This is a genomic window from Streptomyces sp. NPDC001373 (genome assembly GCF_042895815.1).
GTDB lineage: Bacteria > Actinomycetota > Actinomycetes > Streptomycetales > Streptomycetaceae > Streptomyces.
On record NZ_JBIAWQ010000018.1, the window covers coordinates 21,679 to 38,044 of the forward strand.

Genomic DNA, 16,366 nt, shown 5'->3' on the forward strand with positions numbered 1-16,366 from the left:
CCCCGGGAGCCGCCGACCGGGACGTCCGCCCTCCGGTACAGCCCCCGCCGCGCCGATTCCGGTACGCCGTTCGCCCCGGGAGCCGTACCGAGGTGTACGAGAACGGCCCGGAACATGCTGTTCCGGGCCGTGCCTTCCCCCCCGTCGGCGGGTCCGGGGTACGGACCCGCGGCGCCTCACATGCGGCGGATCCGCAGGTAGCGCTTGATGTCGGGGAGCGTCTGGGCCAGGACGGCGGCCAGGGCCAGGGCCGCGGCTCCGCACAGGACGGCCTTCTTCATGGGGTTCTCCTCAGTTCGCACCGGTTGCTGTCGTCCGGCTCGGGCTCCGCTTCCCCGGCCGGCAGGAGGTCCAGGAGCATCCGTACGGCGTCCGGCACCGCGGCGGCCACGGGGGCGCTCAGGCCGATGCCCTCGTCCACGCAGGCGGGTTCGCAGCCGACGACGTAGGTGCGCCGGGGCGGCTTGGAGCCGGTCCCGGCGCAGAGGGTGCCCAGCAGGCCGAGGACCGCGTCCGGGGACATGTGGTGGCCGTCCAGGACGGGGCGGCCGCGGCCCTGCGGGGCGGAGCCGGGCGCCTCGATCAGGTACAGGGTGCCGGGTTCGCCGCCCCGCTCGGTGGCGTCGACCAGGACGAGGGTGTCGTAGCCGTCCAGGAGCTGGTAGGCCAGGTGCACCCCGCGCACGCCGAAGTCGACCACCTCCACGTGGTCGGGCAGGGCGTGCGCGGACAGGGCCCGCACCGTCTCGACGCCGAAGCCGTCGTCGCCGAGGAAGACGTTGCCGATGCCGGCGACCAGGACCCGGCCGCTCACGGCTCCTCCCCCACGCTGACCTCGTCGGGCTGGAAGTACAGGAACCGGCCCTGCTCGCGGCGGATGTCGGCGCCCGGATCGCCTTCCACGGTGACGGCGAGGTGCACTCCCCCGTCGACGTCGTGCAGGACCGCCTCGACGCGCGCGGCGCGGCCCTGGAGGAAGAGGTCCTGGGCGTCGGTGCGCCGCAGCCCAGGGCGGAGCAGCACCCGGCTGCCGGGGCCGACGGGCGTGCCGTCGACCAGCACCCGGCCGGGTCCCGCCGCGTCCGCGCCGGCCGGGTCCCACCAGGGGGTCTGCGGGGTGAACAGGGTGTCGGGCGCGGGCTCCTCGGGTTCCGCCGGTCCGGTCGTGTCGCGCAGGGAGCGGATCGCTCCGTGCAGCCGCTCCAGCACCTCGGGCGGCAGGGAGTCGGCCAGGTCGACGACGGCCGCGGCGCGCGGGTCCGTACCGCGCGCCTCGCGCTTCTCCTGGTCGGTGAGGGCGGCGGTGCGCAGGGCGAGGATCTCGTCGATCTCGGTGGCGTCGTACATCGCGCCGGCGCTCTCGGGGGCGATGGCGGGGTGGTCCTCCAGGATGATCGGGGAGGAGAGGACCACGTCGTCGCGGCCGTCCTCGCCGGCCAGGACGGGCCAGGTGTGCAGGTTGGCGCAGTCGGCGACGGCGGAGCGGGCCCATTCGGGCGGGTCGGTCATGGACAGGAAGGAGCCCGGGGTGAGGCCCAGCATCAGGTGGGCGGCGACGAGGGAGCGGGGCAGGGCCTCCTCGCGGGCGGTGCCCGGGGCGTCCGGGGTCCAGGCGCTGGTGTTCTCGACCACGGCCGTGAGCTTGAGGACCCGGTAGGGGCCGTCGAGTTCCCCGGCGTACAGGCGGACGACGCCCTCGACCTCCTGGGTGCGCCGTACCAGGCGGCCGACGGTCATGCCGTGCTCGTCGAGCACCGGTTCGGTGTCCTCGCGGGCGGGGCGGCAGAAGGGGAGGACGATCTCCTTCTCCGTCAGCTCGGGTACGGCGACGCGCAGTTCGACCCGCTCTTCGGTGCCCTCGTCCCAGGGGACGAGGACCCGGTCGGGCAGGTGGAGTTCGGCGGTGTCCTCGAACGTACCGTCGGTGCGGGCCCGTTGGACGGTGCGGCGCTGGGCGTGCAGGAAGCGCAGTTCGAGGGAGAGGGTCGCGGCGCCGCGCGGTTCCATGAGGACCTCGGTCCGCTGGAGGCTGTGCTCGCCCTGCTCGGGGGCCCAGGCGGGCGGGACGAGGACGCCGAACTGCCAGCGCATCCGGTTCTTGGCGGCGGAGGCCCGGTACGGGTAGAGGACGTAGCCCTCGAAGAGGACCGCGTCCGCCACCTGGCGGGCCGTGTCGAAGCGCCGGCCCGGGCGGGAGGCGGTGGTCGTGGGGGCCGTGGTGGTCATGGCACCGCCCTCTCGGTGACGCGGGGCGCCGGCGCCCCGGGCAGCGGGAGCGGGGGCGGCACGGGGGGTTCGGCGGCGTCCAGCAGGGCGCGCAGGGTGCTCTCCCAGGAGGCGAGGGAGCGGCGGGAACGGAAGGCGAGCAGTTCGGCCATGGTGTCGCGGGGCAGCCGCAGCCATCCGCAGCCGGGGAAGTGCTGTTCGACCATCTCCTGCCAGACGGCGACCGGCATCCGGAACGCGGCCTCGCGGTCCCAGGGCACGGGTGCGACGCGGAACCCGCCGGCCCCGGTGAAGGCGGTGCCGGAGAAGAGCAGCAGGAGCGGGACCTCGCCGTCCTGGAGGGCGTTGAAGTACCGGGTGGAAGCGATGTCCATGTCGTAGGTGCAGGGGACGACGAGGTCGGTCTCGGTCTCCCCGGTGAACCCGGGCACCATCAGGCCGACCTGGGCGAACTGCACGGGCCGCAGGGTGGTCCCCCAGCGCGAGCGGTCGCCGAACAGGTCGGCGAGGCCCTCGGCCTCGTCGGGGCCGTAGCCGCGCCGGGCCGGTTCGATGCGGATCTGGCAGCGCAGGGCGAGGGCGTGGACCGGGGTGTCCGGGTCCGCGGTGATGCGCAGCCGCAGGACGAGGGTGGGGCCGGCGGCGTACGGGTCGGCCCGGACCCCGGTGCAGGTGAAGGTGAGTGCGGTCATGAGGGGCCGGCCTCCGCGAGCACCTTGGCGCGGGCCTCGACCTGCGCGAACAGGGTGTCCAGGGCGGCCCGGGCCTCGGCCCCGCCGTCGAAGCCGCGCCAGTGCAGCCGCATCCGCCCGACGAGTGCGTAGCAGACGTCGATGGGCACGAGGTGGCAGGTGGTGCGGCCGGGCGTGTGGTGCAGCAGGAGTGCCTCCACGTCGGGTTCGAGGAGTCCGGCGAGCCGCCCGCCGCCCAGCACGGACTGCCAGGTGTCCGGGTCGAGTTCGCTCTCGGTGGCTCCGGCGGGGCTCGGGTAGAGGGCGACCAGCCGGCCGAGGGCGGCGTTGCGGAAGAGGAAGGCCACGCCGACGGGGATCCGCAGCCGTTCCCAGGCCGCGTCGTCCAGTGGGTGGGAGGGGTCACTGAGGTAGCGGTCCGGGACGGCGCGGTAGCGGCCGGTGGCCGCCCCCGGCCGGTCGAAGAGCAGCGCGCAGGCGGTGCAGGCGCACACCAGGGACCGCTGCTCGGTCTCCACCAGGTGGCGGTGGCCGTCCGGGGGCACGGGTGCCGCGCACAGTCCGCAGCTCTCGGGCCGGGGCGGGCGGGGGCCGGTGAACCGGCGCAGCCCCCGGGGGCGGGGGCCCGTCACGGCACCCGGGCCGGGGTGTGCGGGCGGGTGCCGATCTGGAGCAGGGGGGCCGGGGGCGCGGCCGTTTCCAGGTCGACGCCGGTGACCTCGGGGGCGAAGCAGGCCAGGGCGTCCTCGAGGGCGGCGCGGGCGGCGTCCGCACCGCCGGAACCGCAGCCGCAGCCGGCGGCCGCGGCGGGCGTGGCGCGCAGCCGCAGGACTCCGGTGGCCGTGTCGAATCCGAGGCGCTCGACGGGGGCGTCGGCGGCGCGCAGGGCCCGTCCGATGCGGGTGTCGACGTCCTCGGGGTGCAGGCCGTGCAGGGTGAGCAGGCTCGCCACGAGGTCGTCGCCCAGCACCGGTGCGAGCGCCCCGGTGCCGAGCCGCTCGGTGATCCGGGCGAGGCCGGCCCCGTAGAACTCCATGAGGACGCGGACGAGTTCCTCGGCGGCCTCGCAGGCGGCGCGGTCGCCGGACGCGGCCAGTCCGTCGAGGACCTCCTCGACCCGCTCCCCCGCGCGCCGGGCGTCGGCGGCGGCGGCGCTCATCCGCCCAGTCCGCTCAGGCCGGTGGGCACGTGCATGGTCTTCACGGTCTTCCCGCCGCCGACGTACATGTGGACCCCGCACGGCAGGCAGGGGTCGAAGCTGCGCACGGCGCGCATGATGTCGATGCCCTTGAAGTTCTCCGGGGTGTTCTCCTCGAAGATCGGGGTGTTCTGCACGGCGTCCTCGTACGGTCCCGGTGTGCCGAAGGTGTCGCGGGTGCTGGCGTTCCACGGGGTCGGCGGGTACGGGTGGTAGTTGGCGATCTTCCCGTCGCGGATCACCATGTGGTGGGAGAGGACGCCGCGGACGGCTTCGGTGAAGCCGCAGCCGATGGACTGGTCGGGGACCTCGAACTTCTCCCAGGTCTGGGTGCGTCCGGCGCGGACCTCGGCCAGGCCCTGCTCGGCGCAGTGCAGGGCGATGCCCGCCGCGTAGGCCTGGAAGTAGGTGCGGGCGCGGTTGCGCTCCAGCGCGTTGGACCACTTCGGGATCTTCCACTCGAAGGTGGTCTCCGGCTTGGTCATGGTGCGCGGCAGGGTGATGATCACGCTGTGGCCGGTGGCCTTGACGTAGCCGACGTCGACCAGCCCGGACAGGGCCGTGGACCACAGGCGGGCGATGGGACCGCCGCCGGTGTCGAGCGCCAGGTGGTCCTTGCCGTCGAACCAGCGGGGGGACATCACCCAGCTGTACTTGTCGTCGAAGTTCCGCTTCTGCGGGGCGGGGATGGTGTGCTGGTTCCAGGGGTGGCGGGGGTCGACGGGGTTTCCGAGCGGGTCGTGGGTGACGAACTGCTCGTGGCCCTCCCAGTCCTCGTAGTAGGAGCTGCCGAGCAGGATGCGGATGCCGAGGTTGATCCGGGTGAGGTCGTTGGTGACCAGTTTGCCGTCGACGACGACGCCCGGGGTGACGAACATCCTCCGTCCCCAGTCGGTCATGTTGGCGTACGTGAAGTCGCAGTGCTCGGGGTCGTTGAGGGCGCCCCAGCAGCCCAGCAGCACGCGTCGGCGGCCGACCTCCTCGTAGCCGGGGAGGGCCTCGTAGAAGAAGTCGAACAGGTCGTCGTGGAGCGGGACGACCCGCTTCATGAACTCGCAGTACCGCATGAGGCGGCTCATGTAGTCGGTGAACAGCTGCACGGAGGCGATGGTGCCGACGCCGCCGGGGTAGAGGGTGGAGGGGTGCACGTGGCGCCCCTCCATCAGGCAGAACATCTCGCGCGTGTAGCGGCTGACCTGGAGGGCCTCGCGGTAGAACTCGCCCTCGATGGGGTTGAGGGAGCGCATGATGTCGGCGATGGTGCGGTAGCCGTGGTCGGCGGCGTGCGGGGCCTCGGTGCGCTCGGCGAGTTCGAGGACGCCGGGGTTGGTCTCGCGGACCATCTTCTCGCAGTAGTCGACCCCGACCAGGTTCTCCTGGAAGATGTTGTGGTCGAACATGTACTCCGCCGACTCGCCGAGGTTGATGATCCACTCGGCGAGGTGGGGCGGCTTCACCCCGTAGGCCATGTTCTGGGCGTAGACGGAGCAGGTGGCGTGGTTGTCCCCGCAGATGCCGCAGATGCGGCTGGTGATGAAGTGCGCGTCGCGGGGGTCCTTGCCTCGCATGAAGACGCTGTAGCCGCGGAAGACCGATGAGGTGCTGTAGCACTCGGCGACGCGCTTCTGCTTGAAGTCGATCTTCGTGTGGATGCCGAGGCTGCCCACGATCCGGGTGATCGGATCCCAGGCCATCTCGACCAGGCCGCTGCCGTCACCGGCCGCGTTCGTCTTCGCTGCCATCGTCTGTGCCGTGACCCTTCGTTCGTACGGGGTGGGTGGGATCGGTGGGAGGGCGGCCCGTCACCAGGGCGGGCGGTAGCCGGTGGTGAGCGTGCGGCCGGCGTTGCGCCACTTCGGTTCGCGGTCGACGGAGTGCAGGGTGACCGCGCGGAGCCTGCGGACCACGGCCCCGTACGCTCCGCTGGCCTTCGCGGACACGGCGGATCCGGGGGGCGCGTCCATGAAGGGCATGAACTTGTCGGGGAAGCCGGGCATGGTGCAGGCGATGCAGATGCCGCCGACGTTGGGGCAGCCTCCGATGCCGTTCATCCAGCCGCGCTTGGGGACGTTGCACTTGACGACGGGGCCCCAGCAGCCGAGCCGGACCAGGCACTGCGGGGAGTCGTAGGCCTGGGCGAACTGGCCCTGCTCGTAGTACCCGGCGCGGTCGCAGCCCTCGTGCACGGTCTGCCCGAACAGCCAGGTCGGGCGCAGCTTGTCGTCCAGGGGGATCATCGGGGCCGAGCCCGCCGCCTGATACAGCAGGTAGGTCAGGGTCTCGGAGAAGTTGTCCGGCTGGATGGGGCAGCCGGGTACGCAGACGATCGGGATGCCCGCCTTGGAGGTCCAGTCCCAGCCGAGGTAGTCGGGCACCCCCATGGCGCCGGTCGGGTTGCCCTCCATGGCGTGGATGCCGCCGTAGGTCGCGCAGGTGCCGATGGCCACGACGGCGAGTGCCTTGGGGGCGAGCCGGTCGATCCACTCGCTGGTGGTGATCGGCTGCCCGGTGCGGGGGTCGTCGCCGAAGCCGCACCAGTAGCCCTCGGGCTTGACGGACTCGTTGGGGATCGATCCCTCGACGACGAGCACGAACGGGTCGATCTCGCCCCGCTCCCCCTTGAAGAACCATTCGATGAAGGTGTCGGCGCCGCCGACGGGGCCGCACTCGAAGTCGATCAGGGGCCAGTGCACCGCGATCTTGGGCAGGCCCGGGAGGGTGCCCGTGACGATCTCCTCGATGCTCGGCTGCATGGCCGCCGTGAGGGAGACCGAGTCGCCGTCACAGCTCAGTCCGGCGTTGATCCAGAGGATGTGGATCGTCGGGTCCTCTGCCGGGTCCGACGTTGCTGCATCCATGCGGGGCCTCCTTGGAGGGGATGCTCAGGGGGGCGGGGAGGGGGCGGACGGGGGCCCGCGCCTCTTCCTTGCTAGCAGGGGCCCGTGGGGGACGCGCTGTCCTGTACGGCCGGTCCAGTGACGCCGGGGCCGGCCGGGCGTCCGCCGCCGGGTGCGGGAGGGGTGCGGCGCGTGAGGTGGGGCGGGGTCTCCCGCGGGGGCTCCTTGCGCACGAAGGCCCGGCGCAGGGCGTGGTAGGGGGCGTGCGGGTCGTCGAAGGTCCGCTTCATCCGGGTCAGCTCGGCCTCTCGGTAGGCGGCCAGCGGGCGCCGTGCCTCGTCCTGCTCCCGGCGGGCCTTCTTGGCGGCGATGCGCGAGGAGGTGGCGGGCAGGGCCGCCAGCCGGGCCGCGAGCCGAGCCGTCTCCCCGGCGAAGGCCTCCGGCGGGCAGGCGATCGTACGGTCGGACAGGCCCAGGCCGAGGGCGGCGGCGGCGCTCAGCGGCAGTGCGTCCCCGGTGAGCCGGGCGGCGGCGGCCTCGCCCACGCGGGCCGGCAGGGTGTACGTCCAGTACTCGGAGCCGTACAGGCCCATGAGCCGGTAGTGGGGGTTGAGGACGGTGCCGGAGCGGCACCAGACCTCGTCGGCGGCGAGGGCCAGCATGGCCCCGCCGGCGGCGGCGTTCCCGCCGAGGGCGGCGACCACGAGCCGGTCGGTGGTGGTCAGGACGGCCTCGACCAGGTCGTCCATGGCGTTGATGTTGGCCCAGGACTCGGCGGCCGGGTCGGCGGCTGCCTCGATCACGCCCAGGTGGATGCCGTTGGAGAAGAAGTCGCGGCCGCCGCCGAGGACGAGGACCGACGTCGGGCGTGACAGGGCGGTCCGGTAGGCCGCCAGCAGCCGGCGGCAGCGGTCGGTGCTCATCGCTCCGGACGGGAAGGCGAACGAGAGGAAGCCGACCGGCCCCTCCTCCCGGTAGCCGATGTCGGACCAGGTGCGGCGGCGGGGGTCGGTGTGCAGGGGTGCGGGGTGTTCGCGCAGCGGGGGCAGCCGGTCGCCGAGGGCGAGGACGGCCGGGAGCCGGGGGGCCTGCGGCTGCCCGGGCTCGTGGCGGGCCCGCAGTTCGGGGATCCAGACGGCGCCGTCGGCCGTGGCGCGGCAGACCGCGCCGGCCCGGGTCGCCAGGAGCTCGCCGGGGCGGCCGCGCAGCCGGTCCTCGGGGTGGCCGCCGTGCAGGTACCAGTCCCCGCCGAGCAGGTCGTCGCGTACGCCGGGCCGGGAGTCGGCGGCGCGCAGCACCCGCAGGACCCGCTCGGTGGTGTCCGTCTCCCAGTCGATGCGGCGGCCGTCCTGGCGCAGGGCGGGGCGGGCGAGGCCGGTGCTCTGGGGCTGCGGGGCGTACGTCCCGGAGGCGAAGCGCTCCACGGCGAGCAGGACGGCCTCCAGGGCCGCGTCGGCGATCTCCCCGCGGTAGAGGTCGCTCTTGCCCACCGCGGGGACGGTGCAGCCGGCGTCGGCCCAGACGGGGCCGGCGTCCATCTCGGCCTCGGCCTGGAGGACGGTCACCCCCCAGCGGGGGCACCGCTCCTGGACGGCCCGGTCGAGGGAGGAGGGGCCGCGGTCGCCGACCGGGCCGGGATGGACGATCAGACAGGGGTGGGCGGACCAGACCTCTTCGGGGATCGCGGTGCGCAGCATCGGCGCGAGGACGAGGTCGGGCGCGTGGCGGCGGACGGTCTCCGCGAGCGGGAGGTGCGGGAGGGCGAGTTCGACGGCCACGCTGTGGCCGTGGTCGCGGAGCTCGGCGTGGACCCGCTGGGTGAGGCTGTTGAACGCGCTCGCGAGGAGCAGGACGTGCACGTGGGGTCTCCCGCGGCGCTCCGGGGCCGGGGCGCGGCGGCGCCCGGCCCGATCGGCAGGTCGTGACCGGGTCATGACCGGCCGCCTGAGATCCTGACGCGGGGAGCCGGGGGCGGGGGCGCAGGCGGGCGGCGGTGTCACCCGAAAGCGGCCCGGCCGGGGGGCCAGTCGGCCCCGGGCGGCGCGCCTGGCTAGAGGCGGTCCTCCATGCCGATGGCGTCCTCCAGGTCCTGGCGCGCCCGGCCCCGGTCGCCCGCCTGCTGTTCCAGGAGAGCGCCGGCGATGGCGTCCAGCTTGCGCTGGATGGCGTGTTCGGCGCGCCGCTCGGAGTTCTTCAGGAGGGCCAGCAGCAGCAGGGACAGGGCACCCATGGCGTCGCCCGCGAGGTGCTGCCACTCCATGGGCAGCCGGGCCAGGTGTACGGCGGCGAACGCCGCCACCAGGGTGAGGCACAGGAGCAGGAAGGCCGCGGAGCTCGTGAAGTTCGAGGCCAGCTCGGCGAGGGTCTCGAAGCGGCCGCGCCGCCCCTCGCGGGTCTTCTTCGCGGGGTGCTCGAAGGTCATGCCCGGCGCCTGCCCACGGGCGGCCCCGGCAATCGGGCCGGCCCCGCCCGGCCGCCGCGCCGGCACCGGCGGCGCACCGGGAGGAACAGCCCGTGTCCGCCGGTTCAAGTTCCCGAGGGAAGGGGCCGGTGCCGTTCCCCATGTGGCGGGGCGTCTGCCCCGCCCCCGCGGCGGGCATGCGCGCCGGAGCGCTGTCGGGCCGGCCGGTGAGGCGCGGGCGGTGCCGGGCGGGGCGGGCCCGCGCCCGGGCGCCTCAGCGGTAGTGGGCGGCCGCCTCCGCGAAGGACACGGCCTGCGCGGGCACCGAGGCCAGCAGGGCGACCCAGGAGCCGTCCGTGAACTCCAGGTCCATGCGCCCCCGCTGGAGCACGCCCGTGGGCTTGGCGCGGACGGCGGCGACGGCCGTTCGGGGTGCTTCCCAGTACTCCTTCATCACGGGCGTCGACTGCCACAGGTGCGAGACGTCGCTGAGGCCGAACCAGCGCCGGTCGGTGACGGCGAGGACCCCGGTGACCGAACCGCGCGCCCCGGCTCGGCTGATGAGGAAGTGCCCGGCCGCGCTCTGCCAGCCGCCCTCCATGCTCTTGCCGTGCATCAGCCGGGTGCCGAGCTGGTCCACGGCGTCCGGCAGCCGGTCCACCGCTGCCGCCGCGGCGGCGGGCCGCGAGCGCCGGGGGTCGATGACCCGGGTCCGGACCAGCTGGGCCAGCGGCCGGGGCAGCTTGGCCTCGATCCGGCGGTGGAGCGCGGAGGGGTCGGCCGGGGGGAGGAGCTCCTCGGGCGGGGTGGGTACGCCCGGACCGAGCTCGTACGCGCACGCGGCGACGAGGTGCTCCCCCGCACGCAGGAAGGGTCGGACCTGTTCGCGCCTGTCCTCGGTCAAGGGACGTGCTCCTGTCGTGCGTAGGGCCGGGGGTAACCGGTGCTGTGCCGCCGGAATGGGTCGTGTCCGGCGTTCCGGATTCTGCCCCATGGGCCGTCGCGGATGATCATCGGGGGTGCCCCCGAAGGGATACCCGGAAGGGGTACCGGCGGTAAGGCCCGAAGGGGTGGGCGGGAGCGCACCCAGAGGCCGTCCGGGCCGCTCCCCGGGACGGGCCGGAGGTGTCCCCTGACCGTTCCCCGGCCGCCTCCGGGGAGCCCCGGGGCCGTCTCAGAGGGGGTCCGCGTCCAGGAGGAAGGCCATGGGGTCCGGTTCCGCTTCGACGGCGCCCGGGGGTGCCAGCTCCGCCCAGATGACCTTGCCCTCGGGCGTGTAGCGGGTGCCCCAGTGCTCGCTGAGCTGCGCCACCAGGAACAGGCCGCGGCCGCCCTCGTCCGTGGTGGCGGCGTACCGCAGGTGCGGAGCGTTGCTGCTGCCGTCCCAGACCTCGCAGGTCAGGCCGTGGTCGTGCAGCAGCCTTACCCGTACCGGGGCGCTGCCGTGCCGCAGGGCGTTGGTGACCAGCTCGCTGAGGATCAGCTCCGTGGCGAAGCCGAGCTCCGGCAGGCCCCACCCGTCGAGGGTGCGGGCGGCCGCGTTGCGGATCTCCGCGACGGCGCTCGCCTCGAACGGCACGTTCCACTCGGCGACCCGGTCCGGGCCGAGGGTGCGGGTCCGGGCGACGAGCAGGGCCACGTCGTCGGCCGGGCGGGTCGGCAGCAGCAGGTCGAGGACCTCCCGGCAGGTCTCGCGCGGGTCCCCGTCGGCACCGCTCACCGCGGTGCGCAGCAGTTCCAGCCCCTCGCCGATGTCCCGGCCGCGCTCCTCGACCAGCCCGTCCGTGTACAGGACGAGGCGGCTGCCCTCCGCCAGGTCCAGCTCGGCCGTCTCGAAGGGCATGCCGCCGAGGCCCAGCGGGGGCCCGGCCGGCAGGTCCACGATCTCGGTGGTGCCGTCGGGGGCGGCCACGAGGGGTGGCAGGTGTCCTGCCCGGGCCATGGTGCAGCGCCGGGAGACCGGGTCGTACACGGCGTACAGGCAGGTCGCGCCGAGGATGGAGCCGCTCGTGTCGCCGCTTTCGTCGTCGTGGTCGATGCGCTGGACGAGGTCGTCGAGGCGGGCGAGGATCTCGTCGGGGGCGAGGTCGAGGGAGGAGAAGTTGTGCACCGCCGTGCGCAGGCGCCCCATGGTCGCGGCGGCGTGCAGGCCGTGCCCGACCACGTCCCCGACGACGAGCGCGACCCGGCATCCGGGCAGCGGGATCACGTCGAACCAGTCCCCGCCCACCCCTGACTGCGCGGGCAGGTAGAAGTGCGCCACGTCCACGGCGCTCTGCTCGGGCAGGGCGCGCGGCAGCAGGCTGCGCTGGAGGGTCACGGCGAGGGCGTGCTCGCGGGTGTAGCGGCGCGCGTTGTCCATGCTGACGGCGGCCCGGGCGACCAGCTCGACGGCCAGGGACAGGTCGTCCTCGTCGAAGGGCTCGGGCTTGCGGGCGCGCCAGAAGTTGACCACGCCGAGGACCACGCCGCGGGCGGTGAGCGGGGCCGCGATCAGCGAGTGGATCCCGTACTCGATGATGGCGCGGGTGCGCTGGGGGTCCTGGGCGAGCCAGCCGGGGTCGGCGGACAGGTCGGGCACCAGCTCGGCCTTGCCGGTGCCGTAGCCGCGCGCCTGGGGGGTGGACGGCAGGAAGTCGATCAGCAGGCCGCGGGGGTAGAGCGGGGGGTCGGGGCGGATGCCGCTGACCGCGGTGCGGCGCATGTCCGCTCCGGGTCCGGGCTCGTCGCCGTCGAGGACCGGCTCGGCCAGGTCGACCGTGACGTAGTCGGCGAAGCGGGGGACGGCGACGTCGGCGAGCTCCTCGGCGGTGCGGACGACGTCGAGGGTGGTGCCGACGTCGCCGCCCGCGTCGTAGAGCAGCTTGAGGCGCCGGCGGGCCGTCTCCGCGCGGCTGGTCAGGAGCCGCATCTCGGTGGAGTCGCGGATGGTGACCACCGTGCCGCCGTCGGCCCGGCCCTGGGGGTGGGTGCGCCGCTGGTTGACGACGAGCAGCCGGTCCTCGGTCTCCAGCACCTCGTCGGTGGCCACCCGGCCGGAGAGCAGCAGGTCGGCCATCCGGCGGTCCAGGCCGGGCACGTCCCCGATGCGGCTGCCGTCGGTGTCCTCCGGCAGCCCGAGCAGGCGCCGGGCCTCGTCGTTGGCGAGCAGCAGCCGGCCGTCCCCGTCGATGATCAGCACCCCTTCGCGGACGGCGTGGAGCACCGCGTCGTGGTGTTCGTACATGCGGGTCATCTCGAGCGGGCCCAGGCCGTGGGTCTGCCGGTTCAGCCGTCTGCTGATCAGGGCCGTGCCGGCGGTGGCCAGGGCGAGGCCGATGGCGATGGACAGCAGGATGACGGGGAGCTGGCGGTTGACCACGCCGGTCACGTTCTTCACCGTGAGGCCTGCCGACACCAGCGCGACGACCTTGCCGTCGGGTGCCGTGACCGGCACCACCGCCTGCATCTCCTTGCCGAGGGGACCGTTCACGCTCTCGGTGTAGGTGCGCCCGGCGAGGGAGGGCCCGATGGTGCCCACGAACCGCTGGCCGATGCGGGCCGGCTGGGGGTGGGTGTACCGGATGCCCTTGGTGTCCATCACCACGATGAAGTCCACCCCGGCGTCCTTGCGGGTCCGCTCGGTGATCGGCTGGAGGATCGCCGAGGGGTCCGCCGACTTCAGCGCCGGCTGGAGGCCCACGGAGTGCGCGAACGTCTGTGCGACGGCCACGGACCGGTTGCGCGCCTCGCGGTCGATGTCGTGGTGCGACTGGAGGAGCAGCGCCAGCAGGGCGCCGCCCGCGAGCAACACCACGATCGCCACCTGGAGGACGAATACCTGTCTGGCGACGCTTCGGGATCGGCTGCCTAGAGGTGACCGCACCGACGTGCCCGGCACGGGTGGCGAGAAGGGGTCACGCCCCCAGTTGTAGCACTTCCGGGCGCTCACGGCCCCCGGCGCGGCGGCGTGGCGCCCGTGGCATGGTGTCCGGCCGGCCCGCTCCCCCGTTCGGGTCAGGCGGGAGCGGCGGCTCCGCGGCAGTCCGGGTGCCCCCAGCGGGTCCCCAGTTTGGCGATCTTCTCACCGGCCGCGTACGGCTGCCCGCAGGGGCAGGTGCCACGGAACTTCGCCGTGATGGTGCGCGCCCCGGAGCGGGCGGCGCCACCCCCGGAGGCGGTCCCCCGCGCCGGGCCCGTACGGGAGGGGGTGGTGCGGGACGGGGTGCTGCGGGACGGGGTGCTGCGGGACGGCGCCGGTACGGGGACGGCCGTGGCGCCGTGGGCGGTGCCGGCGGGTTCCTGGCTGACGGCGGCATCACTGGCGGCCTGGTCGGCGATGGCGTTCAGGTGGTCGCCGTCCTCCCGGTGGGCCGGGACGTAGCGGAACTCGACGTCACGGTCGGCCAGCAGGGAGTCGATCCGCTCGACGATCTCCCGGTTGGCGACGGGCTTGCCCGCCGCGGTCTTCCAGCCGTTGCGCTTCCAGTTCGGCAGCCACTGGGTCACGGCCTTCATGGCGTACTGGGAGTCCATCCGCACCTGGAGCGCGGTACCCGGCTCCACGGCCTCCAGCAGGCGCTGGAGGGCGGTGAGCTCGCCGACGTTGTTGGTGGCGCGCCCCAGCGGGCCGGCCTCCCAGCGCTCCGGCCGGCCCCCGGCGTCCGCGATGACCCATGCCCATCCGGCCGGGCCGGGGTTTCCCTTGGCCGCCCCGTCACAGGCGGCGATGATGCGATCAGACATCCCCCGATCTTGCCCTATCCGGCGGGCCCGGACGGCCACCCCCGCGGACCGGGGCATCCGGCCGCCCGGCGGCGGGCCCGTGCGGGGCCCGTGGGGGGCCCGTGGGGGGCCCGTGGGGGCCCGTGGGGGCCCGTGGGGCCCGTGGGGGCCCGTGGGGGCCCGTGCGGGGCCCGGCCGGCGGGCACGGCCGCCCGGCCCGCCGCCGCGGAAACGGAGGCGATCGCCTGCACGACGCCGGCGGTGGCGGGCGGGACGGCCCCCGGTCTCAGCCCACCCGGACCGTGACCGTGCGGCCGGGGGCCACGGACGGGGTGGCGTAGGTGTACGTCACCCCGTCCACCACTTTGGTGCGCACCGGCACGGGCACCCCGTCCACCCGTATGGAGGACCAGGTGCCCGGGAAGCGGGCCTCCCAGGTCCAGCGGTCCGTCCCGGAGGTGTTGGTGAGGGCCGAGGCGCGGGCCCCGTCGTGCCGCAATGAGAAACCGGACCTCCCCACCCGCAGGTCGTCGATCTTCAGCCAGTCCATGCCGGCGGGCAGCCGGGACTGGGTGGTCAGCCGGCGGGCGGGCGCGTCAGGGGTGACGCCGAGGAGACCCTCGACGGTCTGGCCGAGGAGGGTGAAGGAGACCTCGGGGTAGTCGCCGTTGGCGCCCTGGGCGGCGTTGACGTGCTGGAGGTCCTTCTGGTCGTAGACCTGCTTCATCCACTTCCAGGCGGTGTCCGGCCGGTTGTTCGTGAAGAAGGTGTCCGGGAGGTAGGTGAGGGCCTCGATGTTGTCGGGGCGGCCCTCGCCCGACGCCTCCCGGTCGATGTAGTCGAGGTAGGCCTCGCGGCGCGGGCCCGGATCGATGATCTGCTTCATCGGCATGAACCAGCTGTTCTCCTTGCCCCACCCGGTCAGCGGGCGCCCGTCGGTGGTCCAGCCGCGCACCATGTCGGCGCCCGATCCGGAACCGCTCCAGACCGCGTTGAAGTACGTCTTCAGGTCGCGGGCGCGGGTGTCGTAGGCGGCGGCGAGGACGCGGTCCCCCTTGGCCCTGGCCAGGGCGGCCACCGCCGTGTACGCGCGGTACTGGGCGGCGATGCCGTCGCCCGCCTCGGCCAGCGGCTCGTTGCCCTGCTCGTTGTAGCTGGCGGTGCCCTGGAAGATGCCCCGGCCGGTGCCCTCGGCGACCTTGACGGGGCCGTTGTCCTTGAGCCCGTCGTGCAGGTCGACGAACTCCCCGGTGGCGTGCCGGTAGAAGTCCCAGAGGACGGGGTCGGTGAGGTAGGAGCGGTCCCCGCTCCAGCGGTAGGCCTCCTCGGCCTTCTGCACCAGTTCGAAGGTGGCGGGGACCTCGCGGACGAAGAGGGACGGGCCGCGGTAGTCGATCGCCAGGGGGCTGCGGTCGTCGAAGTTGAGGGCCCAGACCGGGTAGTACTTCTGCTCGGCGGTGGCCGAGGCGGCGAAGCTGCGCAGCATGGCCCGGTTCTCGGCGTACAGACCCAGGACTCCGGCGCCGGCCAGTTGGTGGGCCGCGTCGCGGGAGTAGTAGCCGCTGCGGTTGGCGTACCCCGCCCAGTACGAGGGCCCGTACGCGCCGGTGCCGGTGCCGGCGCGGTTGTTCTCGTCCACGTTCAGCAGGCCCTCGGTGCCCGGGAGCTGGACCCAGCTGTTGGCCTTGCGCTTGGCCCAGTCGAACATCTCGACGATCTTCGGGTCGGAGGAGCTGATCCGGGGGTCGGCGGGAGCGGCGGGCGAGAGCATCAGGTCGTCGGCGTTGACCCAGCCCTCCCCCGACTCGAAGGCGATCTCCAGCCGGTCGCCGGCGGCGAGCGCGATCCGGCTGAGGGTCCGGCGCCGGTAGACGGATCCGGCGGGCAGGACCTGCGCGGCCCGCTCGGCGCCGTTGACGCGCGCGGTGAAGCGGCCGCCCGCGCCGCCGGTGGCGATCCAGGCGGAGACGTCGTAGGCGCCGGGCCCGGTGGCGGTGAGGGTCTGCGCGACCCTCTTCCCGGCCCCCGCGTCGAGGTAGACCAGGCGGCCCCCGCCGTGCGGGTAGTTGGTGGCAACGCCGGTCCCGGCGGTGAACTCCCAGCCGGTGGAGCCCTGTTCGAAGCCCGGGTTGACGACGGCGAGCGGGGCGGGGGCGGGGCTCCCGCCTTCCGGCCCCGGGAGGGACCCGGCGGCACGCGCCGGGGCCGCGGGCCCGGCCAGGGTCAGGGCGGTGAGCGGGGCGAGCAGGGCCAGTGCGGTGAGCAGGGCGGTGCGGGAACGCGTCATCGGCTTCTCCCGGGCGTCTGG

Annotated in this window: 14 protein-coding genes; all 14 read right to left on the reverse strand. The window is 74.3% G+C overall.

All coding sequences use genetic code 11. From position 1 onward, the window contains the following. Nucleotides 1-176 precede the first annotated feature (176 nt). On the reverse strand, nt 177-281 hold the full coding sequence (locus tag ACFY15_RS29580) for a DUF6893 family small protein (protein WP_390690246.1): 105 nt from the start codon (nt 279-281) through the stop codon (nt 177-179). Beyond that, nucleotides 278-814, reverse strand: coding sequence for a hydrogenase maturation protease (locus ACFY15_RS29585; protein ID WP_390690247.1), 537 nt, complete (start codon nt 812-814; stop codon nt 278-280). Before ACFY15_RS29585 ends, ACFY15_RS29580 begins: the two co-directional genes overlap by 4 nt. Beyond that, nucleotides 811-2,226: a hypothetical protein gene (locus ACFY15_RS29590; protein ID WP_390690248.1), complete on the reverse strand. Its 1,416-nt coding sequence runs from the start codon at nt 2,224-2,226 to the stop codon at nt 811-813. The genes ACFY15_RS29585 and ACFY15_RS29590 overlap by 4 nt, the downstream gene beginning before the upstream one ends. Continuing rightward, nucleotides 2,223-2,918, reverse strand: coding sequence for a DUF6084 family protein (locus ACFY15_RS29595; protein WP_390690249.1), 696 nt, complete (start codon nt 2,916-2,918; stop codon nt 2,223-2,225). Before ACFY15_RS29595 ends, ACFY15_RS29590 begins: the two co-directional genes overlap by 4 nt. Beyond that, on the reverse strand, nt 2,915-3,550 hold the full coding sequence (locus ACFY15_RS29600) for a DUF5947 family protein (protein ID WP_390690250.1): 636 nt from the start codon (nt 3,548-3,550) through the stop codon (nt 2,915-2,917). Before ACFY15_RS29600 ends, ACFY15_RS29595 begins: the two co-directional genes overlap by 4 nt. Next, complete coding sequence (locus ACFY15_RS29605; protein WP_390690251.1) at nt 3,547-4,077, reverse strand: hypothetical protein; 531 nt, start codon at nt 4,075-4,077, stop codon at nt 3,547-3,549. The genes ACFY15_RS29600 and ACFY15_RS29605 overlap by 4 nt, the downstream gene beginning before the upstream one ends. Continuing rightward, nucleotides 4,074-5,858 (reverse strand): nickel-dependent hydrogenase large subunit, encoded by a 1,785-nt coding sequence (locus tag ACFY15_RS29610; RefSeq protein WP_390690252.1) that lies wholly within the window; start codon nt 5,856-5,858, stop codon nt 4,074-4,076. The genes ACFY15_RS29605 and ACFY15_RS29610 overlap by 4 nt, the downstream gene beginning before the upstream one ends. 60 nt (nt 5,859-5,918) lie before the next feature. Beyond that, nucleotides 5,919-6,974 (reverse strand): hydrogenase expression protein HypE, encoded by a 1,056-nt coding sequence (locus ACFY15_RS29615; protein WP_390690253.1) that lies wholly within the window; start codon nt 6,972-6,974, stop codon nt 5,919-5,921. A gap of 71 nt (nt 6,975-7,045) precedes the next feature. After that, nucleotides 7,046-8,812, reverse strand: coding sequence for an enoyl-CoA hydratase-related protein (locus ACFY15_RS29620; protein WP_390690254.1), 1,767 nt, complete (start codon nt 8,810-8,812; stop codon nt 7,046-7,048). A gap of 191 nt (nt 8,813-9,003) precedes the next feature. Then, the gene (locus ACFY15_RS29625) at nt 9,004-9,375 is read right to left on the reverse strand and encodes a hypothetical protein (RefSeq protein WP_390690255.1); all 372 of its coding nucleotides are present in this window, start codon (nt 9,373-9,375) and stop codon (nt 9,004-9,006) included. A 253-nt stretch (nt 9,376-9,628) separates the two neighbouring features. Beyond that, nucleotides 9,629-10,258, reverse strand: coding sequence for a hypothetical protein (locus tag ACFY15_RS29630; RefSeq protein ID WP_390690256.1), 630 nt, complete (start codon nt 10,256-10,258; stop codon nt 9,629-9,631). A 270-nt stretch (nt 10,259-10,528) separates the two neighbouring features. After that, nucleotides 10,529-13,219, reverse strand: a complete 2,691-nt coding sequence (locus ACFY15_RS29635) for a SpoIIE family protein phosphatase (RefSeq protein ID WP_390690341.1) — start codon at nt 13,217-13,219, stop codon at nt 10,529-10,531. A 131-nt stretch (nt 13,220-13,350) separates the two neighbouring features. Beyond that, complete coding sequence (locus ACFY15_RS29640) at nt 13,351-14,079, reverse strand: ribonuclease H (RefSeq protein ID WP_390826385.1); 729 nt, start codon at nt 14,077-14,079, stop codon at nt 13,351-13,353. A 265-nt stretch (nt 14,080-14,344) separates the two neighbouring features. Then, entirely contained in the window at nt 14,345-16,345 is a 2,001-nt protein-coding gene (locus tag ACFY15_RS29645; RefSeq protein WP_390826386.1) for a hypothetical protein, read from the reverse strand. Nucleotides 16,346-16,366: the final 21 nt, after the last annotated feature.

What these genes read in the sequence shown, in the direction of transcription:
- ACFY15_RS29610 (WP_390690252.1), bottom strand. Translation starts at nt 5,858, where the DNA reads ATGGCAGCGAAGACGAACGCGGCCGGTGACGGCAGCGGCCTGGTCGAG.
- ACFY15_RS29595 (WP_390690249.1), bottom strand. Translation starts at nt 2,918, where the DNA reads ATGACCGCACTCACCTTCACCTGCACCGGGGTCCGGGCCGACCCGTAC.
- ACFY15_RS29645 (WP_390826386.1), bottom strand. Translation starts at nt 16,345, where the DNA reads ATGACGCGTTCCCGCACCGCCCTGCTCACCGCACTGGCCCTGCTCGCC.
- ACFY15_RS29640 (WP_390826385.1), bottom strand. Translation starts at nt 14,079, where the DNA reads ATGTCTGATCGCATCATCGCCGCCTGTGACGGGGCGGCCAAGGGAAAC.
- ACFY15_RS29615 (WP_390690253.1), bottom strand. Translation starts at nt 6,974, where the DNA reads ATGGATGCAGCAACGTCGGACCCGGCAGAGGACCCGACGATCCACATC.
- ACFY15_RS29625 (WP_390690255.1), bottom strand. Translation starts at nt 9,375, where the DNA reads ATGACCTTCGAGCACCCCGCGAAGAAGACCCGCGAGGGGCGGCGCGGC.
- ACFY15_RS29590 (WP_390690248.1), bottom strand. Translation starts at nt 2,226, where the DNA reads ATGACCACCACGGCCCCCACGACCACCGCCTCCCGCCCGGGCCGGCGC.
- ACFY15_RS29580 (WP_390690246.1), bottom strand. Translation starts at nt 281, where the DNA reads ATGAAGAAGGCCGTCCTGTGCGGAGCCGCGGCCCTGGCCCTGGCCGCC.
- ACFY15_RS29605 (WP_390690251.1), bottom strand. Translation starts at nt 4,077, where the DNA reads ATGAGCGCCGCCGCCGCCGACGCCCGGCGCGCGGGGGAGCGGGTCGAG.